Source organism: Pseudomonas sp. IT-347P, from assembly GCF_949768005.1.
In the GTDB taxonomy this organism is placed as follows: Bacteria; Pseudomonadota; Gammaproteobacteria; order Pseudomonadales; family Pseudomonadaceae; genus Aquipseudomonas.
Genome location: NZ_CATKPQ010000011.1, coordinates 553,892 through 577,414, shown reverse-complemented (window position 1 = coordinate 577,414; position 23,523 = coordinate 553,892). Strand labels below are relative to the sequence as shown.

Genomic DNA, 23,523 nt, shown 5'->3' with positions numbered 1-23,523 from the left:
ACACCGCGATCGCGAGCAGGCTCACTCCTACAGGGTTTACGGTAGCAGCAGGTAAATTGCACTCAGTGCCAACAACCCCGCCATCACTCGATTGAACCAGCGCATCCCCGCCGCGTTGCTCAGATACCCGCGCAAAAACGTCCCGGCATACGCCCAGCAGCCGACCGACAGGTAACAGATCACCAGATACACCGCCGCAAACTGCCAGACCAGCCGCGCTTCGCCATCGGCGACAAACGCGCCCATGCCCGCGACGCAGGCCAGCCAGGCTTTCGGGTTGAGCCATTGCATCACCGCGCCATAGAGCATTGATGGCGCCCGCCCGGAATCCTTGGCGTTCAACTGTCCATCATCCATGGCCAGTTTCCAGGCCATGAACAGCAGAAACGCCACACCCGCCAGTTGCACCACCCGGGTCAGGAATGGCCAGAGTTTCAGCACTTCATGCAGGCCCAGCCCCATCAACACCAGCAGCAACACAAATCCCAGCGTCGCCCCGGCGACATGCCGCTGGCTGGCGCGAAAGCCGAACTGCGCCCCGGCACTCAACGCGACAATGTTCACCGGCCCCGGCGTAATGGACGCCGCCAGCGCAAACGCCGCCATGGAAACAATCAGACTCATCGCACACCTGCTTCAAATCGGGGAACAAGGTGCTCACGGTATCGAGTACGCGATCCTCGGTATTGAAGAAAATGCCCCTGCCTGCACATCTCCATGTGATTCCCCTGTGGGAGCGAGCCTGCTCGCGAAAGCGGTGGGTGATTCAATGCTGCATAGACAGAACAGCCCCATTCGCGAGCAGGCTCGCTCCCACACAAACATCGATGTTCAGTCCAGGCGCGGCACGGTAAAGCGGAACTCGCTGCCCTGCCCCGGCTCGCTCTCGGCGAAGATTCGCCCGCCGTGGGCTTCGACGATACCTTGAGTGATGTACAAGCCCAGACCAGTGCCGGTCGGGTTCCCCTCTTTCACCGTCCAGTAGCGGTCGAATACGTGTGGCAGATGCTCCTTGGGAATGCCCTCGCCGCTGTCACGCACGGTGAAGACGATTTCATCGCCGACAGATGTGGCATGCACGCCCACCGTGCCCAGGCGCGGGGTGAACTTGATCGCGTTGCCGACCAGATTGGACAACACCTGAAACAGCCGCTCGGGGTCGGCGTGAATGCGCAGATCAGGATCGGCAGCAAAGGAAATGCTGATGTCCTTGTCCATTGCCAGTGGCGCGAGCAGTGCCTGCGCCTCCTCGAACATCTGCCCGACGTCGAGTTTCTGCGGGGTGATGGAGTAGCGCCCGGCGTCGATTTTCGAGGTGTCGAGTAAATCTTCCAGCAGCGTATTCATACGTCCGGCGGCCTGTTGCATGGTGTCGATGGCCGTGGAGATGCGCCGCGAAGTGTGCGGGCCGTCGGAGCTGAAGGCCTTCTGCATCATGCCGCACAGCATCGAGATCACGGTCATCGGGTTGCGCAGATCGTGGGAAACCACCGCCACCAGCTCATCGCGGGCGCGCACCGCTTCCTGCTCGCGACGCACCTGCCGGGCCAGATCGTTTTCCAGCGCCGAACGGCGCAGATCGTTGGCGGCGAACAGATCACCGTGGCTCCACTTGGTGGAAATCCCGGCCATCTCGACTTTCCAGATTTCGAACGAGGTGCGCGGGCGCAAGCGCAGGCCAGCATCGGAGTTTTCAAGATCCAGCGGCTTGCGCGGATCGCCGCTCCAGTTGATGTTTTCCTTCACCTCGGGGCGGAACCAGAACACGCCGTTGTCCACCGGTTTCGGCAGGCTCATGGCGAGCACGCCGCTGGCCACCTGCTGATATTGCGCGGCCGGCGGGTAGACGCTGGCCAGGTGATGACTGGCAAACACCGGCTCGCCGCTGTCCTGCAACCATTTGTGCAAGGCGCGAATATCGTCCGGTTCCGGGCAGTTGCCGTAGCGGTGCAGTTGTTTGTCTTCGATGATGGCGATGCCGCCGGCATTGGTCAGCGCCATCAACGTCTGCGGCTGATTGGCCAGGCCGTCGAAGACGTTCTGTGGCGAGTCGATCATCGCTTGATTGAGCAGCGCCAGGGCCGCGACTTTCTCTTCGCGCTGGCGGCTGATCTCCAGTGCTTCCATGGCGCTGATCTGCAGCGACAGCACCTGGCCGATGGTCTGGCACGCCGCACGCAACTCGTGCGGCACGTGCAATGGCTGGCGATTGCCGCAACTGATCAAGCCCCAGAGCTTGTCGCCCTTGAGCAGGGAAATGCTCATCGATGACAGCACGCCCATGTTCTTCATGTACTGACAGTGGATCGGCGACACACTGCGCAGCGTGGCAAAACTCAGGTCCAGCGGCGTCTGGGTGTCCGGGCGCAACTTCGGCACCAGCGGCACCGGCTGGTAGTCGGCATTGGGGATGATCCGCAGCCAGTTGGTGCGATACAGCTCGCGTGCCTGTTCGGGAATGTCCGACGCCGGGAAGAACAGGCCATTGAACACTTCCATCGACGGGTCGGAGGCTTCGGCGATGACCTGACCGTGGCCCTCCTCTTCGAAACGATAGATCAGCACCCGGTCGTAACCGGTCATGGCCTGGATTTCCTTCACGCTGATGTCATACAGCGCCTGCAACGTGGTGGCCGCTTGCAGACGCTGGAGCATGCGCCCCAGATGCGTCGGGGTGCCGGCGACATTGCGTGGCTGGAAATTCTCCACGTGGATTTCCAGCTCCAGAATCAGTACACCTTGATGCCGGTGCAGCAAACCCTCGAACGCCGTACCGTTGAGCCTGAAGTGCAGCGGCGCTGCGTCAGACAATCCCGGTTGCAGCAAGGCTTGACGCACTTGTGCCGCTTCGGCGTCGCCGATCAGGTTTTCCAGTGGCAGACCGATCAGACTGTGCGGTGTGCGGGCCAGCAGGGTTTCGACGTTGGCGCTGACCTGAATGATCGCCAGCGCAGGTTCGCTCAGGGTCAGCAACAGCCCGTGGGGCTGGATCGCACCGGGGAAACGAATCGGCTCGTCAGCACAGTTGGCCAGCAGTTCTTCAAAGGCTTCTTTGTCTTGCGGGTTCATGCCAGTACCTCCCGGCTTTCGAGCCAGCGCTCGAAACAACTGAATGTGGTTTGTGCGGCGGTGACGACAGCGGCGCGCTCGGTGGCGCTCATCGGCCGACTGCCGAGGTCTTCGATGAAGTCACGCCAGCGTCGGCCCGTGGCGGCGCCGTAGATATCGAGAAAGGCCGCGCCGTTATCGGCTTCCAGGCCTAACCGACTGGAGATTTCCCGACGCAGAATCTGCCCGCCGAGGGTCGCGCCTTCGAGCACATAGAGCACGCCCAGACAGGCGGCGCTGGAATCAATGATCGGCAACTGCTGGCACTGCGGCAGGCTTTGCAGCGCTTCGTCAGATACGCCCAGCGCGTGCAGATCAGCGCACAAGGTTGGCGCTTTCAGACGAGGCGTCAGATCAAAATCAGCGGGAATGGCGTCGCTGCGCAGCAAGGCGCTTTCCAGCGGCAGATAGAAGCCGTAATAAGCCTGCATCAACCGCACAAAAGCCTGGGTATCGAGGGTATCGGAGAAAAAGGGAAGGCGTTTTTCGAGTGCGATGTGCAGTTCGGCAGTGCCGGCTCGCAGATCTTGCAGCACCGGTGGCACATAGACTTCACGGGCCTTTGCTTGCATGTAGATCGCTCTTGGTGGGGCCGCCTGGGGCCAAACGGGGGTGAGTGCAACGTCGGCGAAATCTTACACGGCTATCGCGGTTTCTGACCGGATCGGTGGTTTTTTCTGCCGATGACATCACCCTCTGACTGATACAGAGTAGAGGCATCTGCAAAAAGTTCGACCGCGTTGCCCGACAGCAGGCCTGCTGTCGGCGTTGGCTTCGGTGCCGTTGATGGCCAAACGCGCTTAAGCTTCGGACGGGCCTTTGAGTTCGACCTGATTGCCGTCCGGGTCGAAGCAGTACAGCGACAGGCCTTTGCCCTCGGCGCCGAAGCGTGACTCGGCTTTTGCCACGTTCAGGCCGAAGGATTGCAGATGGGCAATCAGTGCTGCTTCATCGAACGGCTCGATGCGCAGGCAGAAGTGATCAACGTTGCGCCGTTCGCTGCCGGCTGCGCCGCCGCCCTGGCGGCCGAGTTCGCCTTGCAGGTCGACGAGGTCGATCATTGACGTGCCCGCGCGCAGGTGTATCAGGCCCAGCGGTTCGTTGCGCTTCACCACTTCGGCGCCGAACACCTGGGCGTAGAAGTCGATGCTGCGTTGCAGATCCGCGACGCGCAGAACGATGTGATCAATATGTTGAATGGAAAACGGATGCATGGCTTTGATTCCTCACATTCAGCGACTCGGTCATTTTGGTGCAGAATCGAAAAAATTCACTGTCGATTTTTCGGTGGAGCCATCGACAAACTGGTTTTACTCTCAGCCCATGAACATACACACCGCTGCCCTGCCGCCCCACGCCGAAATGGTTCGCGCCATGCTCGAACGCGACACTGCCTACGAAGGCGTGTTCTTCACGGCCGTGAAAACCACCGGGATCTTCTGCCGCCCCAGCTGCACGGCGCGCAAGCCGAAACCGGAGAATGTCGAATTCTTCGCCCATGCCGACGACTGTCTGTCGGCGGGCTATCGCGCCTGCCTGCGCTGTAAACCGCTGGACGCGGCGGCCATCGCGCCGGACTGGGTGCAACGCTTGCTCAACGCTGTCGAGGCCGATCCCGACGTACGCTGGAGCGACGCACAATTGCTCGCCGAAGGCATCGAGCCGCTCAAGCTGCGGCGCTGGTTCAAGCAGCATTTCGGCATGACCTTCCATGCGTGGCTGCGCACACGTCGGCTGGGCATGGCCTTGGGCGGGATCAAGCAAGGTACCTCGATTGATCACGCCGCGTTTGATTCGGGTTATGAATCGCTCAGCGGTTTTCGGGATGCCTTTCAGAAATCCTTTCACATCACCCCGGGTCGCGCCGAACACAGCGAGCCGCTGCTGTTTACCCGGTTGACCACACCGCTGGGGCCGATGATTGCCATGGCTGAACGTCGTGGATTGGTGTTGCTGGAGTTTCTTGATCGCCCGGCGCTGACCCGCGAAGTCGAAGAATTGCAGAACCGCTACGGTTACGCGGTGGCGCCGGGACACAACGCGCATTTGCAGCAGATCGAGGCGCAACTGGCGCAGTATTTCGCCGGCCAACTGAATACCTTTACCGTGCCACTGCACCTACCCGGCAGCGAGTTCGCCCGGCAGGTCTGGTCGGCGCTGCTGCAAATCCCTTACGGCCACACCAGCACTTACGGCGCGATCGCCTTGGGCCTCGGTAAACCCGGCGCCAGTCGCGCGGTGGGTCTGGCCAACGGACACAATCGGCTGTCGATCGTGGTGCCCTGCCATCGGGTGATCGGCGCGGATGGTTCGTTGACCGGCTATGGTGGTGGACAACCGCGCAAAGCATTTCTGCTGCGACTGGAAAACGCCGCCGTGCAGCTCACGCAACCCTTGGCATTCTGACCATTCGAATCAACTGACAAGAAGGATTTTTGATGAACGCGCTCGCAACGCAGTTTCACCCGTTGCACCAGCAAGGTCTGTTGACGCTGGCCAACGTCGCCGACGCCGCCATGGGCGGGCTGGTGAAAGGTTTTCTGGCCAGCGGCAAACTCGACAGCCATGACCTCAAGGCCTTCACCTACGGCGAAGTCAACGGCCTGCTGAAATAAATGGCCGACGATTATCAAGCGGCCAGCGCCTTTCTGGCTGCGCTCGATCCGGACTGGCAGCGTCATGTCGCAGCGGTCGGCCCGTGCCAGCATCTGCCGCATCCTGCGCGCGATCCTTACGAGTCGCTGGTGCGGGCGATTGCCTATCAGCAACTGCATGCCAAGGCTGGCGATGCGATTGTCGGGCGCTTGGTCGGATTGTTTCCCGGCCAGACGTTTCCCCGCCCCGAGCAGATTCTTGCGACGGAGTTTGCTCGTCTGCGCAGTTGCGGGTTTTCTGCGGGCAAGATCGCGACGATTCAGGGGATTGCCCAGGCGACACTGGATGGCGTGGTGCCGGATTACGCCACGGCGCTGGCCATGGATGACGAGGCGCTGATCGAACGACTGGTCAGTTTGCGCGGGGTGGGTCGCTGGACGGTAGAGATGTTGCTGATTTACAGCCTTGAGCGCATGGATATTTTGCCGGCGGATGACTTTGGCGTGCGCGAGGGGTATCGGCGGTTGAAGGGGCTGGAGGTGCAGCCGACGCGCAGGCAGATGGTTGAGATTGGTTTGGCGTGGAGCCCGTGTCGGACGGTGGCTGCGTGGTATTTGTGGCGGGTGCCGAAACTGCTGCCCTCACCCTAGCCCTCTCCCGGAGGGAGAGGGGACCGAATGGGGGATATTCGAGGTTTACGCCGACCTGAAATAGCGCCTCCGAATTCATGACCGACAGAGCGTCTGTGAATTCATGCTCGCCAAGACCTGGATCCATAATCGACTCGGTTTTTCAGGTCGATGGATGACGCAAGACAACTCGGTCAGTCCCCTCTCCCTCTGGGAGAGGGTTAGGGTGAGGGGCCTTTGACTGTATCGCACTGTATACCCCGAAGCCGCAGACACACCAAAAGCACAATCCCCCACCCCGCCGACACATCCCCGATACACCCCGACGCTGAAATGCCCCGGTCGATTCAACTCGCCCAATTCACCGGAGAATCACCATGACCACGACCCTTTCAAGCGCCGTCAAAGGCCTGCACCTGAACCTCGACCGCGCCGGCACCTGGCTCGCCCCTCTGACCCTGCGCCTGTTCATCGCCTGGGAGTTCTTCGAGTCCGGGCTGGAGAAATTCAACGGGCAGAATTGGTTCGAAGACATCCAGGACAGATTCCCCTTCCCGTTCGATCACCTGCCGGCCACGCTGAACTGGGAACTGTCGATGTGGGCCGAGCTGATCTGCGCTGTGGCGATTCTGGTGGGTTTCGGCACACGCATCTCGGCGATCTCGCTGATCGTAGTGACCGTGGTCGCCACCGCCGCCGTGCACTGGCCTGCTGACTGGTCGTCATTGAGCGAACTGGCGCAGGGCTATGCGATCACCAACAAAGGTTTCGGCAACTTCAAGCTGCCGGCGATTTACCTGGCGGCACTGCTGCCGCTGGTATTCGCCGGGGCTGGCAAGTTGAGTATCGATGCGTGGCTGGCGCGGGTGTGCTGGAAGCGAAGCACCCGCTGAGGCTCAATGCGCGCGATCAAGCCCGGCGAGCAACGCGCTGTCGCGGCTGTAGATGTCCGGTGCGTAACGTACGCGGCCGCTGCTGTCGACCTGTGCCGTCCAGTAAGTCATCAGGATCGGCACCGGTGCCGACAGACGAAATTCGTGGGTGGTGCCGGTGGCCAGCAGGGTGTCGGTGCGGTTTTTTTCCGCCGGGGTGAGCAGCAGATCGCGCAGTTGCATCGGGTGCTCGACCCGCACGCAGCCGGAACTGAAGGCGCGCGGGCCTTTTTCGAACAGCGCCTTGCTGGGTGTGTCGTGCAGGTACACCGAGAACGGGTTGGGGAAGCGAATGACCATTTGCCCCAGCGGATTACGCGGCCCGGCATCCTGACGCAGCATGATGTTGCCGGGGTTGCCCCAATCGATGTCCGCCGCTGCCAGTGGCTGCCCGTTGGCGTCGAGCACTTGCAGGTTCTGACGGCTGAGGAAAGTCTGATCCTTGCGAATTTCCGGCAGTTTGTCTTCCTTCCAGATGGTCGGCGGCACGGTCCAGGTCGGGTTCAGGGTCAGGCGCGTCACCCGGGATTTGAGCAGCGGCGTCTGACGTTCGGCGCGGCCCACCTGCGTGCGCGTCTGCCACACCGCCACACCGCCCTGATACAGCATCAGTTCAGCAGCGGCGACGTTGACCAGCAAGCCATCGGGCTCCATGTCCTGGGCCATCCAGCGGAAGCGTTCAAGGTTGACCCGCAGTTGTTCGCGGCGGCTCAGCGGACTGATGTTGAGTTCGGCAATCGTCCCCGGCCCGACCACACCGTCAGCCTGCAACGAATGGTTGGCCTGAAAACTCTTCACGGCGTCGACCAGCACACCGTCATAAGCATTGCCGGGCGTACCCATGACCTGAGTCAGATAACCTTCGCTGTACAGACGCTGGGCCAGTTCCGGCACGCGCTTGTCTTCCATGTCCGGGCGCAACAGCGGCCCGTTACCCACCGATTGCCATTGCGGCAAGGCTTTGAGCCGTTGCGCGGCATAGAGCTGGCGCAGGTTCTGATATTGCGCCAGGCGCGGCCGAGCCAGATCAAACGCGGCGGGAATGTCGTGCATGCCCGGTACGGCGATGGCCAACAATTCCGCCTGACGGTCGCGTGGTGTGTCATCAGCGTGCCACAGCGGTTCGAAGTGCGATTGCAACAGGCGGCCGTAGTGCAAATCCTGCAGGGCCTGAAGGTAGTTGCGACTGATGTCGATGTCGGCGCACAACTCGCCATCCTGCGGCGCGGTGGTTGCGATCGGGTAGCGCTTTGGATTGAGGCCATCGTCGGCCAACAGCTGCAATTGCGCGTGCAAGGCCGGCAATCGTGCGGATTCACTGGCCCACACCGGCATCCAGTCCTGCTGCTGGTAGAACGCCTGCAATTGCGTCAGCGCCGGGCCGCTGAGATGCGCAGCAATCGCCGGACATGACTGTGGCAGGCTGATCAAAACCGCCTGCAGCGGACTTTGCGGCTCCACTGGCATTTCTGCCGGCGGCGTTGGCAGTGTTTCCAACGGCGGCAGCGGCTCATCGGCACAAGCGACAAACGGCGCAGCGAGCAAACAAATGCTCAAGTAGCATGCATACTTTTTGAACAACTGCTTTACTCCAATCCATGGCCGTCCAGATGATGGCCAACCTTACATCAGGTGCGCTGAACAGTCAGGCTCGATCTGCGGGCTTGCGGGTAACGACTGGGAGTCAGGAGCCAAAGTGCCAGATAAGTAGCAAGTGAGGACACTTTATAAAATGTTGACGTTTTTGCGCCGACTTCTGCTGACTGCCACCGCTCTCGTCGTGACCAGTCCCGTTTTTGCCGCCGGCAAACCCTCGCCGGTTCTCTACACCAGCCTCGCGCACGCCGCGCCAGAACTCAATCCCCAAGCGCTGAAAGGTGCGTTGAGCGCCATGCAGTGTGCCGTCAACAACGGTGCGAAGCCGTCGCGCCACCTGGCGATCATCGACTATTCGCAACCGTCCACCGAACGCCGCCTGTGGATCTTCGACCTCAGCAAACAGAAATTGGTGCTGCGCGATCTGGTCGCCCACGGTTCGAATTCCGGGGAAAACTTCGCCACGCAATTTTCCAATGTCGAAGGCAGTTATCAATCCAGCCTCGGCCTGTTCCGAACCCAGGAAAGCTACAGCGGCACCCACGGATATTCGCTGCGCATGGACGGTCTGGAGCCGGGCTTCAATGACCTGGCCCGCGATCGCGCGATCGTCATTCACGCCGCCAGCTACGTGAACCCGTTGTGGAGCAAGAAACAGGGACGCATCGGCCGCAGCCAGGGTTGCCCGGCGGTAAGGCCACAGATTGCCAAACAGGTGATTGATCGTCTGAAGAACGGCCAGTTCATGTTTTCGTGGTACCCGGATCAGCGCTGGTTGAAGTCGTCGCCGTACCTGAATTGCCAGCCGCAACAGGTGGCGAGCATCCTCAATACCCACGCGAGCTGAAGATCTCAACTTCGCACAACTCACTGTGGGAGCGAGCTTGCTCGCGAAGAGGCCGGCACACTCAACATGTATGTCGCCTGACCTGACGCCTTCGCGAGCAAGCTCGCTCCCACAGGGTTAGCGTTTAGCCTGGCAAATCTTCACGCACCGTTTCATTACAACTTTGTCATTCAGCTGTCGGTTTGCCGTGCGGATCGCTCGGTAGCCTGAAGTTGTCCCGGCGCCAATGCCGATCAACTTCAAACACCGAGTGACTGACCATGAAAACCCTCCTGCTCGCCTTCACCGCCCTCCTCGCCACCGGCAGCGCGTTCGCCGCGAACATGCCCGACGCCGCCGTGATTCATGACAAATCCGCTTTCTACGTGAACCTGGATGTCGACAAAGTCCTGTCCAGCACCGATATTTCACAGGCGTGTGGCGTGGTCCCGGCGCAATTGGATTACCTCGACCATCAGGGCCGCGAACATGTGCTGGACTATCAGGTACAAGGCAGCGGCTGCATCAATGACCATTGAGACCGATCGATGAATATTCTGGTTGTCGAAGACGAACCCAAGGCCGGCAATTACCTGCTCAACGGCTTGCAGGAACTGGGTTACAGCGTCAGCCTCGCCCGCGATGGCGCTGACGGCCTGCACCTGGCGCTGGAGCACAACTTCGACGTGATCGTGCTCGATGTGATGATGCCGAAAATGGATGGCTGGGAAGTCTTGCGCCGGTTGCGCAAGGAAGCTGACACGCCGGTGCTGTTCCTCACCGCCCGCGACGATATCGCCGACCGCGTCAAAGGCCTGGAACTGGGCGCCGATGATTATCTGATCAAGCCGTTCTCCTTCGCCGAACTGGTGGCGCGCCTGCGCACTCTGACCCGGCGCGGGCCGATCCATGAAGATGAATACCTGCAAGTGGCCGATCTGCAGATCGACGTGCTCAAACGCCGCGTGAGCCGCGCCGGGGTGCGCATCACCCTGACCAATAAAGAGTTCGCGTTGCTGCAGTTGTTCGCCAGTCATACCGGGCAAGTGCTGGCGCGCTCGCTGATCGCCTCACGGGTGTGGGACATGAATTTCGACAGCGACACCAACGTGGTCGATGTTGCCGTGCGCCGTTTGCGGGCGAAGATCGATGATCCGTTCCAGCTCAAGCTGATCCACAGCGTGCGCGGCATCGGCTATCGCTTCGATACCCAACCATGAGCGACCATCGCCCGTATTCGTTGACCTTGCGTCTGGCGCTGGTGTTCGCCCTGCTCGCGTTCGCTTCGCTGGCCGGTCTCGGTGCCGCGCTGTACAACGAACTGGAGCAACAGTTGATCCGCCGTGATGACACCGCGCTGGTCAGTCGCGTCGACCAATTGCGCACGTTCCTTAATGACAGCAACACCCTGGAGCTGATCAAGAACAAACCGGCGCTGTTCCAGAACATGCTCGGCAACCGCGAAGCGCTGCTGACCATCGGCACGCCGGGACAACCGCCGCTGCTGGTGGTCAACCCGGGTAATCTGAACCCGCCGTCGTTGCCAGCAGTGCCCGTTGACCATGCGATGACGCTGAAAGATGTGCAGCATTTGCCGAGCGTCGACGGCGTACCGTTTTCGGCGGTGGCGGCGAGCATCGATTCCGGCGAACTGGGCAACCTGCAAGTCACCACCGGGCGCCTGATGAGCGAACGCACGGCGATGCTCGCCAATTACCGCTTGAGCGTTTATGGCCTCGCCTCGCTGGCCGCGCTTTTGCTGGCGGTAGTGGGCTGTCTGCTGGTGTATCGCGGGTTGCTGCCGTTGCGGCGCCTGGCAAAACACGCCCACGGTATCGGCGTCGGCAACCTTGGCGAACGCCTCGACAGTCACGGCGCCCCACGGGAATTGCAGCCGATGATCGAAGCGTTCAACGCCATGCTCGATCGCCTCGCCAAGGGCTTTGCGCAGTTGAGTCAGGTGTCCACTGACATGGCCCATGAACTGCGCACGCCGATCAACAATCTGCTCGGCGAAACCCAGGTCGCGCTGCAGCAGAACCGCAGCATCGAGGCCTATCAGCAATTGCTCGCCTCCAACGTCGAAGAGCTGGAACGCCTGACGCGGATGCTCGACAACATGCTGTTCCTTGCCCGCACCGATCCGGCCAGTGCCTTGAGCCAGCGTCAGGAGCTGGATGCGGCGGACGAAATGCAGCGCATCGCCGATTACTTTGAAGGCCTCGCGGCGGATGTCGGGGTGTGCATCGAGGCACGTGGCAGCGGAGTGATCTGGGCCGAACCGATGCTGTTGCGCCGTGCGCTGGCCAATCTATGCGCGAATGCGATCAAGTACGGCGCGGCGGATTCAACGGTGCAGGTGGAGGCGATTGCCGAACTTGATGGCGCGTATCTGCGGGTGCGCAATCACGGCGCAACCATTGCCCCTGAACATCTGGCGCGGCTGTTCGAACGTTTTTACCGCGTCGATCAGTCCCGTGAGCGCTCGGCGCAATCCAATGGCTTGGGCTTGTCGATCGTCGCGACCATCATGCAGTTGCATCAGGGCCGCTACAGCGCCAGCAGTGCCGATGGCATCACCTGCTTCGAACTGTTCTTCCCCGCCCGGCAATCTCGGGACTGACACACCGCGGTTACCTGTAGGCGCCTGCGTCGGATCCCCCGCCGCCAGCGTAAACAACGCGCCCATCACCGCCGCCCCGCACGGCCTGCACAGTTTCGCCCTGCCCTTCGCGATACCCGACATCAGCGTGTCGATGCTCTGGCACCCGCGCATGGACGCTGACCCGGCGCATCGCTGGTTGCGCGATTGTGTGCGGCAAGTCTGCAACTAACGCGCGTCGCCGCCTGCGGGTTTGTAGAAGAGGAATTTTTTCGTGCTGGCGGTCTTGCGGTATTCCTTGGCCCAGCTCGGATGAACATTGCGGTCATGGAAATACAGCGCGCCGTGGGTGCGATCGTTGAGTTGGCGGTTCAGCGCTTTGCGGGCGATGTCCTTGGCCAACGTGTATTCGGCATCTTCCTTGACCTGATCCGGACGTCCGTCGCACCACCAGGAAAACTGGCAGCTCTTGGTTTCCGAGCCTTGTTTGACGACCGCGCAGACCGTGTCGGGAAACCCTTCGTGGCCGAGGCGATTCATCACCACGCTGGCCACGGCTTCCATTTCCGGCGTGTCTTTGCCTTTGGCTTCCCAGTAGATGCTACGGGCCAGGCAAGTGATCGGATCGTCCAGCGGCGCCGCGCCGACCGGATCAACCGCCTGCACTTCGGTCGGGGTGATGGCTTCGGCTTTCGGTGCCGGGGCCGCGCTGACTTTGTCCGCCGCTTTCTCTTCCAGTACCTGGGCTTTTTCTTCAGCCTTCGCTTTGATCGGGGCCTGATCGGTGGCCCATGCGGAGCCTGCCAACAGGGTGAATACGAGACAACCCGCCCAGCCTTTCAATCCCATGTCTGTTCTTCCGGCAGCGCCCGATGCGGGCAAGGTGTTACGTCGGGGAGACACCCGGTTCCCGGGGCCTTCGGTGAGTGTAGACGGCAAATCCACAGACAAAGTTGCGCAGAAAAAGGTCTCGATGATGAAAAAGAAATTGCACTCACCGGGGGCCTTTCGCGCATCATGGGCGCATTCAGCTCAAGGGAGATTTCCATGCGCTTCATGCCATCTGTTTTGCGTTTTGCCGCGTTGTCCGTGGGCGTTGTGTTGGCCATCCCGGCAATGGCTGGCGATGAGTCGCAATTGATCGAGTCGATCAACAGCTACCGCAGCCAACCGCAGCGTTGCGGTTCGCAGGCCTCGAATGAACTGCCACCGCTGTCGGCTGATCCACGGCTGAGATTGCGCGCCAGCGGTGCCGTCGATCTGCAGCAAGCCATGGCCAGCGCCAGTTACCCGATGGTCAATGTGCAGGCGATCACCCTCAATGGCCCGCGCGATGCGGCGTCGGCGATGCAGGCGATTGAGGAAAGTTTCTGTCAGGTGGTACTCGATCCGCAGTTTGTCGATGTCGGTGTCAGCCGCGATGACCGTGACTGGCGCATTGTGTTGGCCCGCCCGCTGCTGTCGGCCAGGCTCGCTGATGCGCAAAGTGAGGGGCAGAAGTTGTTGAGCGAACTCAACGTCGCCCGCAGCCAGGCGCGTCAGTGTGGCGGTCAGTCGTTCGCCGCTGCTGCGCCGCTGGCCTGGAACGCGAGCCTGGGCACGATCGCCCAGGATCACAGCCGCGACATGGCCAATAACAATTATTTTGACCACAAGGACCGCGACGGCCGCACCCCGGGCGACCGCGCGGAACTCGCCGGTTATAGCGGCCAACAGGTCGGTGAAAACATCGCCGCCGGCCAGGACACCGTGCACAAAGTCGTCGAAGGCTGGCTCGCCAGCCCCGGCCATTGCGCCAACCTGATGAACCCGCAATACCAGGAACTCGGCGCCGCCTATGCGACCGACCCGAAAAGCAGCGCGGGGATCTATTGGACAGCCATGTTCGGTGCCCAGTAGCCCCAATCTCAAAAACCCTACAGAACCATTGTGGGAGTGGGCTTGCTCACGAAGACGTCGGCACATTCAACATCAAACTCGCCTGACCTGACGCCTTCGCGAGCAAGCTCGCTCCCACAATGAATTGCTGGCGTATGAAAGACCTGGGCATGACAGAAATCGGAAGTGGGAGTGGGCTTGCTCACGAAGATGTCGGCACATTCAACATCAAACTTGCCTGACCTGACGCCTTCGCGAGCAAGCCCGCTCCCACAATGAATCGGGGCTAAATAAAGGTCATACCCAAATTGCATCCCACAATGGGTAATCACCTATTTTTTCTACGAGACCTGCCCGCAATGGGTTAGCAACGACATATCTGGCAAGTTTTACCAAGTCCTCTTCCTTGCGTAGAGCATGGTCATGAAAGCTTTGTTGCCAGAGACTTCCTGTTCGACCGGTTGCCTTGTTGATGGATCGAGTGCTTAGAGATTTTACTCCGCACATCAGTTGTCCAAGTGTTCCTTTCTGCAGTTGGATCAACCAATGAAAATGATCCGGCATAACCACCCACGCCAACGTTTCGGCGAAGCCCTCCTCCTGTGCCTGCCTGAACTGATGGACGACTAGTCTGCCAAGCCTGTAGTCCCTGAAAATCGGTACCCTCCCTAAGGTGTTGGCGGTCAGAAGATAGATGCGATTCACTTCGCAATATCGTCCGGTTCTGAGTCTGTGTGATGAAAAGCGTTCGGGCATTCCTTTGCCTTAATTCTGATTGAGTTCAAAAAAGGCTAGATCAGCGCAGTGAAGATCGATGCCATGTTTAATGGCAGGATGTGTCCGAACACAGAATCCATTGCTGGAGTATGAAAGACCTGGGCATGACAGAAATCGGAAGTGGGAGTGGGCTTGCTCACGAAGATGTCGGCACATTCAACATCGAACTTGACTGACCTGACGCCTTCGCGAGCAAGCCCGCTCCCACAATGAATTGCTGGAGTATGAAAGACCTGGGCATGACAGAAATCGGAAGTGGGAGTGGGCTTGCTCACGAAGATGTCGGCACATTCAACATCGAACTCGCCTGACCTGACGCCTTCGCGAGCAAGCCCGCTCCCACAATGAATTGCTGGAGTATGAAAGGCCTGGGCGTGGCAGAAATCGGAAGTGGGAGTGGGCTTGCTCACGAAGATGTCGGCACATTCAACATCAAACTCGCCTGTCCTGACGCCTTCGCGAGCAAGCTCGCTCCCACAATGAATTGCTGGCGTATGAAAGACCTGGGCATGGCAGAAATCGGAAGTGGGAGTGGGCTTGCTCACGAAGACGTCGGCACATTCAACATCAAACTCGCCTGACCTGACGCCTTCGCGAGCAAGCTCGTTCCCACAATGAATTGCTGGCGTATGAAAGGCCTGGGCATGACAAAAATCGGAAGTGGGAGTGGGCTTGCTCACGAAGATGTCGGCACATTCAACATCGAACTTGACTGACCTGACGCCTTCGCGAGCAAGCTCGTTCCCACAATGAATTGCTGGAGTATGAAAGGCCTGGGCGTGGCAGAAATCGGAAGTGGGAGTGGGCTTGCTCACGAAGACGTCGGCACATTCAACATCAAGCTCGCCTGACCTGACGCCTTCGCGAGCAAGCCCGCTCCCACAGGGAGCGACTCAGTGGGTCCTCATCCCCGCGGCATACATCGCCAGTTTCAGCAGGCTGGCGACAACCGCCAGCGACACCACGCTGCCCAGCCAGATCAACAGCAACCAGCCCAGACGCTTGTACCAGCGGCTGCTGTTCACTTCACGGGAATCAATGGTAGCCATCGCCAATCCTCACTTTGCCGCGGAATACGTAGTAGCTCCAGAAGGTGTACATCAGGATCACCGGCAGGATGAACAGTGCGCCGATCAGCGCAAACAACTGGCTCGAGGGCGGTGAGGCGGCAGCCCAGATGCTCACCGACGGCGGGATGATGTTTGGCCAGATGCTCAGTGCCAGGCCGATGTAACCGAGTAACATCAACACCAGCGTGAACACGAACGGCCAGTGCGTATGCCGCTGACGCAATGTGCGCAGTAGCCCGAACACCGCCAGCAACGCCAACACCACCAACCCGGCAAACACCTGCAGATGCCCGTGCGTCGACCAACGCGTCGCCAGCTCCGGATGCAGTTGCAGGGTCCAGACGCCGATCACCAGCACCATCGCCATCAACAGCAAGGCCAGCGGCCGGGTGAACAGACGCATCCGCGACTCCAGCATGCCTTCGGTCTTGACCAGCAACCACGTGCTGCCAAGCAATGCGTAGGCAATTACCAGCCCCACGCCGCACACCAGCGGAAACGGCGCCAACCAGTCCAGACCGCCACCGGCGAACTGTCGATCGACCACCGGAATCCCGGACACATAGGCGCCAATCACCACACCCTGGGAGAACGTCGCCAGCAGCGAACCACCGATAAACGCCTTGTCCCACCAATGGCGTTTTTGCGGCGACGACTTGAAGCGAAACTCAAACGCCACACCGCGGAAAATCAGTCCGCAAAGCATGAGGATCAGCGGCAGATACAGCGCCTCGAGAATCACCCCGTACGCCAGCGGAAACGCGCCATACAACGCCGCGCCACCGAGCACCAGCCAGGTTTCGTTACCGTCCCAAACCGGGGCGACGGTGTTCATCATCACATCGCGCTCCTGCTCATCCGGGATCAGCGGAAACAGAATCCCCAGGCCCAGATCGAAGCCGTCCATGATCACGTACATCATCACCCCGAAGGCGATGATCACGCCCCAGATCAACGAGAGATCGATACCTTGAATAGCCATGACTCAATGCTCCTTCATAGGGGCGGTAGCCGCCGAAATCGGTCGACGCGGCGTCTGCAATTCGTCGCCCTCAGGCGGATGTTCGTGATGCGGCTGCGGGCCTTTTTTCACCAGTTTCATCATGTAGCCGATGCCCACACTGAACACGGTGAAATAGATCACCACGAACAACGCCAGCGACGTGCTCATCTGCGCCACCGAGTGATGCGAAGCGGCATCGTGGGTGCGCAGCAAGCCGTACACCACCCACGGCTGACGTCCGACTTCCGTGGTGATCCAACCGGCCAACAACGCAATCAAGCCGCTCGGCCCCATCAGCAACACCAGACGCTGGAAGCCGCGATGCTGGTAAAGCTTGCCGCCGCGGCGCAACGCCAGACCGAGCAAACCGACAAGGATCATCAACATCCCCAGCCCGGCCATGACGCGAAAGCTCCAGAAGATCACGGTCGAATTCGGCCGGTCTTCTTTCGGGAAGCTCTTCAGCGCCGGGATCTGCTTGTCGAGGCTGTGAGTGAGGATCAGGCTGCCGAGATAGGGAATCTCCAACGCATACCTGGTCTTCTCCGCTGCCATGTCCGGAATGCCGAACAGCACCAGCGGCGTCGGACCGTTGTCGGCGTTTTCCCAGTGACCTTCGATGGCGGCGATTTTTGCCGGTTGATGCTCCAGCGTATTCAAACCATGGGCGTCACCGACCACCGCTTGAATTGGCGCGACAATTAACGCCATCCACAACGCCATGGAAAACATCTTGCGCACCGGCGCCGTGTTATTGCCGCGCAGCAAATGCCAGGCAGCCGACGCACCGACGAAGAACGACGTCGCGACAAACGCGGCAATCGCCATGTGCGCCAGACGGAACGGGAACGACGGATTGAACACAATCGCCAGCCAGTCCAGCGGCATCACGCGCCCATCGACAATCTCGAAGCCTTGCGGCGTCTGCATCCAGCTGTTGGACGCAAGAATCCAGAACGTCGAAATCAATGTGCCGATCGCGACCATCACCGTGGCGAAGAAATGCAAGCCACGGCCGACGCGGTTCCAGCCGAACAACATCACCCCAAGGAACCCCGCCTCAAGGAAGAACGCGGTCAGCACTTCATAGGTCAGCAACGGCCCGGTGATGCTCCCGGCGAAGTCGGAAAACCCGCTCCAGTTGGTACCGAACTGGTACGCCATGACCAGTCCGGAAACCACGCCCATGCCAAAGTTGACCGCGAAAATCTTTGACCAGAAATGGTAGAGATCGCGGTACGTGTCGTTGCGGGTTTTCAGCCACAGGCCTTCGAGTACCGCGAGGAAACTCGCCAGGCCAATGGTGATCGCCGGGAAAATAATGTGGAACGAAACCGTGAACGCGAATTGAATTCGCGCCAGGTCCAGTGCCTCCAGATTGAACATGATGATGTCCTCATCCAGGCTGAACAGCGGCAGCACGAACCCGGGCCACCGCCAGGCGCGAACGCCTGCAGCCAGTCAAATAGCTATGATTTTTTATAGGTTGCGGGTTACGCCACCGACGACGGGATCAGGTTGCTGACCTTCGCGGCTTCGAGACGGATCGCCACGAACTTGGAGGTCGGCGTGTAAGTCCGATCGCCGTAGCTTTCCAGCGGCACCAGCGGGTTGGTTTCCGGGTAGTACGCCGCCGCCTGCCCTGGCGGAATGTCGTAGGCAATCAGGGTGAAGCCGCTGACCCGACGCTCGCGTTCGTCATCCCACAACGCGACCAGATCGACCTTCTGCCCCGGCTCGAAACCCAGACGCTGGATGTCCTGCTCGTTGGCGAAGATCACATCGCGCATGCCATAGACCCCGCGATAGCGGTCATCGAGGCCGTACAGCGTGGTGTTGTACTGATCGTGGGAACGCATGGTTTGCAGAATCAGATGCGGTTTCACCGGCAGGTTGCGCACGCCCTCGCTGATCAAGTGCTCCGGCAGCACGCACGGCGTGAACTGGGCCTTGCCGCTTTCGGTGTTCCAGACCCGGTCCGAGGCGTCGTTGCCGAGGTGGAAGCCACCCGGAGTCAGCAGTTTTTCATTGAAGTTCTCGAAGCCCGGAATCACGTCGGCAATCAGGTTGCGGATGCGCCCGTAGTCGCCCACCACCCATTCCCAATCGATCGGATGCTTGCCCAGCGTCGCGGCGGCGATCCCGGCAATGATCGCCGGCTCGGACTTCAAGTGCGCCGACTTCGGCTTCAACTGGCCGAACGACAAATGCACCATGCTGAAGGTGTCTTCCACGGTCACGCCTTGCGGACCTTCGGCCTGGATGTCGATGTCGGTACGCCCGAGGCAGGGCAGGATCAACGCGTCGCGACCGGTGACCAAATGGCTGCGGTTGAGCTTGGTCGCAATGTGCACCGTCAGGTCGAGTTTCCGCATCGCCGCGTGGGTGCGCGGGGTGTCCGGCGTGGCTTGGGCGAAGTTGCCGCCCAGACCGATGAACACCTTGGCTTCGCCACGTTCCATGGCGCCGATCGCCATCACCGTGTTGTGCCCGTGCATGCGCGGCACATCGAAATTGAAACGCTTTTCCAGCGCGTCCATCAAGTCCTTCGGCGCCAGTTCGTTGATGCCCATGGTGCGGTCGCCCTGCACGTTACTGTGGCCGCGCACTGGCGACAGCCCCGCGCCCGGACGCCCGACGTTGCCGCGCAGCAATTGCAGGTTAATCACTTCCTGCAAGGTCGCCACTGAATGCACGTGTTGGGTCAGGCCCATGGCCCAGCACATGATCACGCTCTTGGCGCGGCCATACATGCGCGCGGCCAGTTCGATGTCATGCAGCGGCACGCCGGACTGCTCGACGATGTGTTCCCAAGTAGTCGCATCGACTTCGGCCAGATAACTGTCGAGGCCCGAAGTGTGCTCGGCAATGAACGCATGATCGAACACCGGTTCGCCGCCATTCGCCTGGGCTTCGCGTTCCCACTGCAGGAGGAATTTGACCATGCCGCGAATCATCGCCATGTCGCCGCCAAGAGCCGGGCGGAAATACGCGGTATTGGTCGCTTCCCAGCCGTTGCTGAGCATTTCGATCGGGTTCTGCGGGTTCTGGAAACGCTCCAGGCCACGTTCTTTCAGCGGATTGATACACACCACTTGCGCGCCACGTTTCACCGCTTCGCGCAGCGGCTCGAGCATGCGCGGGTGGTTGGTGCCGGGGTTCTGGCCGATGACGAAAATCGCGTCGGCGTGGTGCAGATCCTCGTAGACCACAGTGCCTTTGCCGACGCCCAAGGTTTCGATCATGCTCACCGCACTGGCTTCGTGGCACATGTTCGAGCAGTCAGGGAAGTTGTTGGTGCCAAACGCACGGACGAACAACTGATAGAGAAACGCCGCTTCATTGCTGGCGCGACCCGAGGTGTAAAACTCAGCCTCGTGCGGCGACTTGAGATTTTTCAGGTGATCGGCGATCAGCGCAAAAGCCTCTTCCCAGCTGATTTCCACATAGCGGTCGACCCGCGCGTCGTAGCGCATCGGATGGGTCAGGCGGCCCTGATATTCCAGCCAGTAGTCGCTCTGCTCGGCCAGGCTCGACACCGTGTACTTGTTGAAGAACGCCGGGTCGACCAGACGCCCGGTCGCTTCCCAGTTCACCGCTTTCGCGCCGTTCTCGCAGAACTTCAACATGCTCGCGCCCGGCGCTTCGCCCCAGGCACAACCCGGGCAGTCGAAGCCACCGTTCTGGTTGGTCTTGAGCATGGCGCGGATGTTTTTCAGGGCGTTTTCACTGCCCAGCCAGCTCTTGGTCAGGCTGATGACAGCGCCCCAACCGGCGGCGGCGCCTTTGTAGGGTTTGTAACGGTCGACTTGTGACATGGGACTCTCCATGACGATGCACACAGGCATGAACCTGATTCGGTTAAACAGCGACGGCCGACTCTCAAGATTGAAAAGTGGTCGTTTGATTTGCCGGGGCAAGGATATGAACCGTTACAAAACGTTGTCTAATCGCTATTAATGACCGCATTATCGAAAGCATCTATCACGAGGAAAAAGCCTTTGATTACGGGGCCTTGCAAAACTAACGGCGTAACTTTAAGGAAAAAATAATTGATCATCGACGCAATCAATCAGCTGTTCATTAACAGTGATTGGACGGCGCGGAACGTTAGTCATAATCTGCGCTGACCGAATCCCTTCAACCGGGATTTTCTTTTCTGCGAGGCTGTCATGTCAGAGCGTGTCTTGATCGATGGTTACAACCGCCGCGTCGACTACCTGCGCATGTCGGTGACCGACCGCTGCGACTTCCGCTGCGTCTATTGCATGGCCGAAGACATGCAGTTTCTGCCACGCCAGCAAGTGCTGACCCTGGAAGAGATTTATCAATTGGCGCAGAGCTTCGTGGCACTCGGGACGCGCAAGATTCGCCTCACCGGTGGTGAGCCGCTGATCCGTCCGGGCGTGGTCAAGCTGTGCGAGCAGATCGCCGCCCTGCCCGGCCTGCGTGAACTGTGCATGACCACCAACGGCTCACAACTGGGCAAACTCGCCGCGCCGCTATTCGACGCCGGGGTCAAACGCCTGAACATCAGCCTCGACAGCCTCGATTCGCAGCGCTTCAAACAGATGACCCGCACCGGCGATCTGGCGCAGGTGATCAGCGGCATCGATGCCGCGCGCAAGGCCGGTTTCACCCGGACGAAACTCAACGTGGTGGTGATGCAGGGCCGCAACGACGAGGAGATCAACGACTTGGTCAGCTTCGCCATTGACCGTCAGCTCGACGTCTCCTTCATCGAGGAAATGCCGCTGGGGATCATCAGCGAACACAGCCGCGCCGAGTCGTTTTTCTCCAGCGCCCAGGTGCGCGAGAAGATTGCCGAACGCTACACCTTGATTGACTCGGCCGAATCGACACAAGGCCCGTCGCGCTATTGGCGGCTGGCCGAAGCACCGGAGATTCGCCTGGGGTTTATCTCGCCGCACAGCCATAACTTTTGCGGCACCTGCAACCGCGTACGACTCACCGTTGAAGGGCGCCTGCTACTGTGTCTGGGTAACGAGCATTCGGTGGATCTGAAAGCGGTGCTGCGTGCCCATCCGGGACAACCGCAGCGGCTGGAGAAAGCCATTGTCGAGGCGATGAAACTCAAGCCGTATCGACATAACTTCGAAGTGAACGACGACGTCCAGGTCGTGCGTTTCATGAACATGACGGGCGGCTAGACCGCCCCTCCCAAGGGTTATCGGAACCGCACAGCATGATCATCAGACCCAAGGTCAACCAGTTCGCCATTCTCTTCACCCTCAAGGGTTCGATCGCCAAGCGCATCGCCATGCGTACGTTGATGGTTACCCTGCTCGCTTCGGCCATCGTGCTGGTGGAAATCCTTCATCCGAGCAACTTCACCAAGGTCAATGCCACGCCGTTTACCTTGCTCGGTTTGTCGCTGTCGATCTTCATGAATTTTCGCAACAACGCCTGTTATGACCGCTGGTACGAGGCGCGCAAGGCCTGGGGCGAGGTGATTGTGCACATTCGCTCGGTGATTCGTGAAACCCATGTGATCCGTGAATCGGCTGAGCGCAAGCCGTTATTGCTCAATCTGTGCGGCTTCGCCCATGCGTTGAACGCGCGGTTGCGCAAGGAAAGCGAGGCCGATGCGAGCAGCCAATGGATCATGCCGAAACCTGATCCACAGACGCCGGATTACAGTGGGCGCATTCTGCAAACAGTCGGTCAGCAGTGTTCCGATCTGCATCAAAACGGTGAGCTGACTGAGTGGCGCTACATGCTGCTGGCCAACCACCTGACCAGCCTCACCCAGGCACAAGCGGTGTGCGAACGGATCAAAACCACGCCGCTGCCGTTTCCTTACACGCTGCTGCTGCACCGGACGATTTATCTGTTCTGCATCCTGTTGCCGTTTGCCATGGCAGAGCCGCTGGGCTGGCTGACGCCGCTGTTCACGGCGATTGTCAGCTACACGTTTTTTGGCCTGGATGCGATTGCCGATGAATTGGAAGATCCCTTCGGCCGCGATGAAAACGACCTACCGACCGATGCGCTGGTACGCACCATCGAACGCGACATCCTCAGCGAACTCGGTGCAGACGTACCGCCGGCGCTGAAGCCTGTGGACTATGTGCTGAGCTGATCCTTCTCTCCAAACACCCCAAAACCCTGTGGGAGCGAGCTTGCTCGCGAAGGGGGCATGTCAGTCACTATCAACGTTGACTGACACTCCGCCTTCGCGAGCAAGCTCGCTCCCACAGGGTTTGCGTACATCGCCGATATTGATGACCACCACAAAACCATTGTAGGAGTGAGCCTGCTCGCAATGGCGCCGGCCCAGTCAACATCTTTGTCGACTGAACCTCCGTCATCGCGAGCAGGCTCACTCCTACAGGTTTTGCATTCACACCCGAGTATTGATGAGCGCCATAAAGCCATTGTGGGAGCGAGCTTGCTCGCGAAGGGGCCCTGTCAGCCGAAATCAATGTTGACTGACACTCCGCCTTCGCGAGCAGGCTCGCTCCCACAGGGTTTGCGTACACCGCC

General features: G+C 60.0%; 22 protein-coding genes and 2 pseudogenes. 12 read left to right on the top strand and 12 right to left on the bottom strand.

All coding sequences use genetic code 11. From position 1 onward, the window contains the following. Nucleotides 1-36 precede the first annotated feature (36 nt). The 4 genes from ACM6IV_RS06655 to ACM6IV_RS06640 all read right to left on the bottom strand — a co-directional run bounded on the left by ACM6IV_RS06655 (nt 37) and on the right by ACM6IV_RS06640 (nt 4,322). Nucleotides 37-624: a LysE family translocator gene (locus ACM6IV_RS06655; protein WP_414869246.1), complete on the bottom strand. Its 588-nt coding sequence runs from the start codon at nt 622-624 to the stop codon at nt 37-39. 207 nt (nt 625-831) lie between these two features. Further along, nucleotides 832-3,069: an ATP-binding protein gene (locus ACM6IV_RS06650; RefSeq protein WP_414869245.1), complete on the bottom strand. Its 2,238-nt coding sequence runs from the start codon at nt 3,067-3,069 to the stop codon at nt 832-834. Next, nucleotides 3,066-3,680 (bottom strand): biliverdin-producing heme oxygenase, encoded by a 615-nt coding sequence (locus ACM6IV_RS06645; RefSeq protein ID WP_414869244.1) that lies wholly within the window; start codon nt 3,678-3,680, stop codon nt 3,066-3,068. Before ACM6IV_RS06645 ends, ACM6IV_RS06650 begins: the two co-directional genes overlap by 4 nt. 228 nt (nt 3,681-3,908) lie before the next feature. Next, complete coding sequence (locus ACM6IV_RS06640) at nt 3,909-4,322, bottom strand: VOC family protein (RefSeq protein ID WP_414869243.1); 414 nt, start codon at nt 4,320-4,322, stop codon at nt 3,909-3,911. 109 nt (nt 4,323-4,431) lie between these two features. Between ACM6IV_RS06640 and ACM6IV_RS06635 the strand changes: the two genes are divergently transcribed. The 4 genes and pseudogenes from ACM6IV_RS06635 to ACM6IV_RS06620 all read left to right on the top strand — a co-directional run bounded on the left by ACM6IV_RS06635 (nt 4,432) and on the right by ACM6IV_RS06620 (nt 7,225). Further along, entirely contained in the window at nt 4,432-5,514 is a 1,083-nt protein-coding gene (locus ACM6IV_RS06635) for a bifunctional transcriptional activator/DNA repair enzyme AdaA (protein ID WP_414869242.1), read from the top strand. A gap of 104 nt (nt 5,515-5,618) precedes the next feature. Next, nucleotides 5,619-5,723: pseudogene (locus ACM6IV_RS06630) on the top strand (isocitrate lyase/phosphoenolpyruvate mutase family protein); the annotation flags it as partial. After that, nucleotides 5,724-6,353: a DNA-3-methyladenine glycosylase family protein gene (locus ACM6IV_RS06625; RefSeq protein ID WP_414869241.1), complete on the top strand. Its 630-nt coding sequence runs from the start codon at nt 5,724-5,726 to the stop codon at nt 6,351-6,353. Between the two features lie 356 nt (nt 6,354-6,709). Next, entirely contained in the window at nt 6,710-7,225 is a 516-nt protein-coding gene (locus tag ACM6IV_RS06620; RefSeq protein ID WP_414869240.1) for a DoxX family protein, read from the top strand. Between the two features lie 3 nt (nt 7,226-7,228). Here the strand turns inward: ACM6IV_RS06620 and ACM6IV_RS06615 are convergent, their stop codons facing one another. Beyond that, entirely contained in the window at nt 7,229-8,845 is a 1,617-nt protein-coding gene (locus ACM6IV_RS06615; RefSeq protein ID WP_414869239.1) for a L,D-transpeptidase family protein, read from the bottom strand. Between the two features lie 151 nt (nt 8,846-8,996). Between ACM6IV_RS06615 and ACM6IV_RS06610 the strand changes: the two genes are divergently transcribed. The 5 genes and pseudogenes from ACM6IV_RS06610 to ACM6IV_RS06590 all read left to right on the top strand — a co-directional run. Continuing rightward, nucleotides 8,997-9,707, top strand: coding sequence for a murein L,D-transpeptidase catalytic domain family protein (locus tag ACM6IV_RS06610; RefSeq protein ID WP_414869238.1), 711 nt, complete (start codon nt 8,997-8,999; stop codon nt 9,705-9,707). A 260-nt stretch (nt 9,708-9,967) separates the two neighbouring features. Next, nucleotides 9,968-10,225 (top strand): DUF2790 domain-containing protein, encoded by a 258-nt coding sequence (locus ACM6IV_RS06605; protein ID WP_414869237.1) that lies wholly within the window; start codon nt 9,968-9,970, stop codon nt 10,223-10,225. A 9-nt stretch (nt 10,226-10,234) separates the two neighbouring features. Further along, nucleotides 10,235-10,906 carry a heavy metal response regulator transcription factor gene (locus ACM6IV_RS06600; RefSeq protein ID WP_414869236.1) on the top strand — a complete coding sequence of 224 codons (672 nt, stop codon included), beginning with the start codon at nt 10,235-10,237 and terminating at the stop codon, nt 10,904-10,906. After that, complete coding sequence (locus ACM6IV_RS06595) at nt 10,903-12,309, top strand: heavy metal sensor histidine kinase (RefSeq protein ID WP_414869235.1); 1,407 nt, start codon at nt 10,903-10,905, stop codon at nt 12,307-12,309. The genes ACM6IV_RS06600 and ACM6IV_RS06595 overlap by 4 nt, the downstream gene beginning before the upstream one ends. Nucleotides 12,310-12,391: 82 nt before the next feature. Beyond that, nucleotides 12,392-12,520 (top strand): annotated as a pseudogene (locus tag ACM6IV_RS06590) (LysR family transcriptional regulator); the annotation flags it as partial. Here ACM6IV_RS06590 and ACM6IV_RS06585 read toward each other — a convergent pair. Next, entirely contained in the window at nt 12,517-13,137 is a 621-nt protein-coding gene (locus ACM6IV_RS06585) for a cell wall hydrolase (protein ID WP_414869234.1), read from the bottom strand. The pseudogene ACM6IV_RS06590 and the gene ACM6IV_RS06585 overlap by 4 nt on opposite strands. Before the next feature lie 198 nt (nt 13,138-13,335). Here ACM6IV_RS06585 and ACM6IV_RS06580 point away from each other — a divergent pair, with 198 nt between their 5' ends. Beyond that, on the top strand, nt 13,336-14,187 hold the full coding sequence (locus ACM6IV_RS06580) for a CAP domain-containing protein (RefSeq protein WP_414869233.1): 852 nt from the start codon (nt 13,336-13,338) through the stop codon (nt 14,185-14,187). Between the two features lie 276 nt (nt 14,188-14,463). Here ACM6IV_RS06580 and ACM6IV_RS06575 read toward each other — a convergent pair whose 3' ends face one another. The 6 genes from ACM6IV_RS06575 to ACM6IV_RS06550 all read right to left on the bottom strand — a co-directional run bounded on the left by ACM6IV_RS06575 (nt 14,464) and on the right by ACM6IV_RS06550 (nt 20,834). Then, a complete protein-coding gene (locus tag ACM6IV_RS06575; protein WP_414869232.1) occupies nt 14,464-14,922 on the bottom strand; it encodes an REP-associated tyrosine transposase in 459 nt (152 codons plus the stop codon). Between the two features lie 35 nt (nt 14,923-14,957). After that, complete coding sequence (locus ACM6IV_RS06570) at nt 14,958-15,758, bottom strand: hypothetical protein (RefSeq protein WP_414869231.1); 801 nt, start codon at nt 15,756-15,758, stop codon at nt 14,958-14,960. A 78-nt stretch (nt 15,759-15,836) separates the two neighbouring features. Beyond that, nucleotides 15,837-15,992 carry a DUF2474 domain-containing protein gene (locus ACM6IV_RS06565; protein WP_414869230.1) on the bottom strand — a complete coding sequence of 52 codons (156 nt, stop codon included), beginning with the start codon at nt 15,990-15,992 and terminating at the stop codon, nt 15,837-15,839. Further along, on the bottom strand, nt 15,979-16,995 hold the full coding sequence (gene cydB, locus ACM6IV_RS06560) for a cytochrome d ubiquinol oxidase subunit II (RefSeq protein WP_414869229.1): 1,017 nt from the start codon (nt 16,993-16,995) through the stop codon (nt 15,979-15,981). Before cydB ends, ACM6IV_RS06565 begins: the two co-directional genes overlap by 14 nt. A 3-nt stretch (nt 16,996-16,998) precedes the next feature. Then, nucleotides 16,999-18,402, bottom strand: coding sequence for a cytochrome ubiquinol oxidase subunit I (locus ACM6IV_RS06555; RefSeq protein WP_414869609.1), 1,404 nt, complete (start codon nt 18,400-18,402; stop codon nt 16,999-17,001). 107 nt (nt 18,403-18,509) lie between these two features. Continuing rightward, the gene (locus ACM6IV_RS06550; protein ID WP_414869228.1) at nt 18,510-20,834 is read right to left on the bottom strand and encodes an FdhF/YdeP family oxidoreductase; all 2,325 of its coding nucleotides are present in this window, start codon (nt 20,832-20,834) and stop codon (nt 18,510-18,512) included. 354 nt (nt 20,835-21,188) lie between these two features. On the opposite strand from ACM6IV_RS06550, the gene moaA reads away from it, so the two are divergent. Together moaA and ACM6IV_RS06540 are read left to right on the top strand one after the other, a co-directional pair. Beyond that, entirely contained in the window at nt 21,189-22,187 is a 999-nt protein-coding gene (moaA, locus tag ACM6IV_RS06545; RefSeq protein ID WP_414869227.1) for a GTP 3',8-cyclase MoaA, read from the top strand. Nucleotides 22,188-22,222: 35 nt separating this feature from the next. After that, the gene (locus tag ACM6IV_RS06540) at nt 22,223-23,119 is read left to right on the top strand and encodes a bestrophin family protein (RefSeq protein ID WP_150650441.1); all 897 of its coding nucleotides are present in this window, start codon (nt 22,223-22,225) and stop codon (nt 23,117-23,119) included. Nucleotides 23,120-23,523 lie beyond the last annotated feature (404 nt).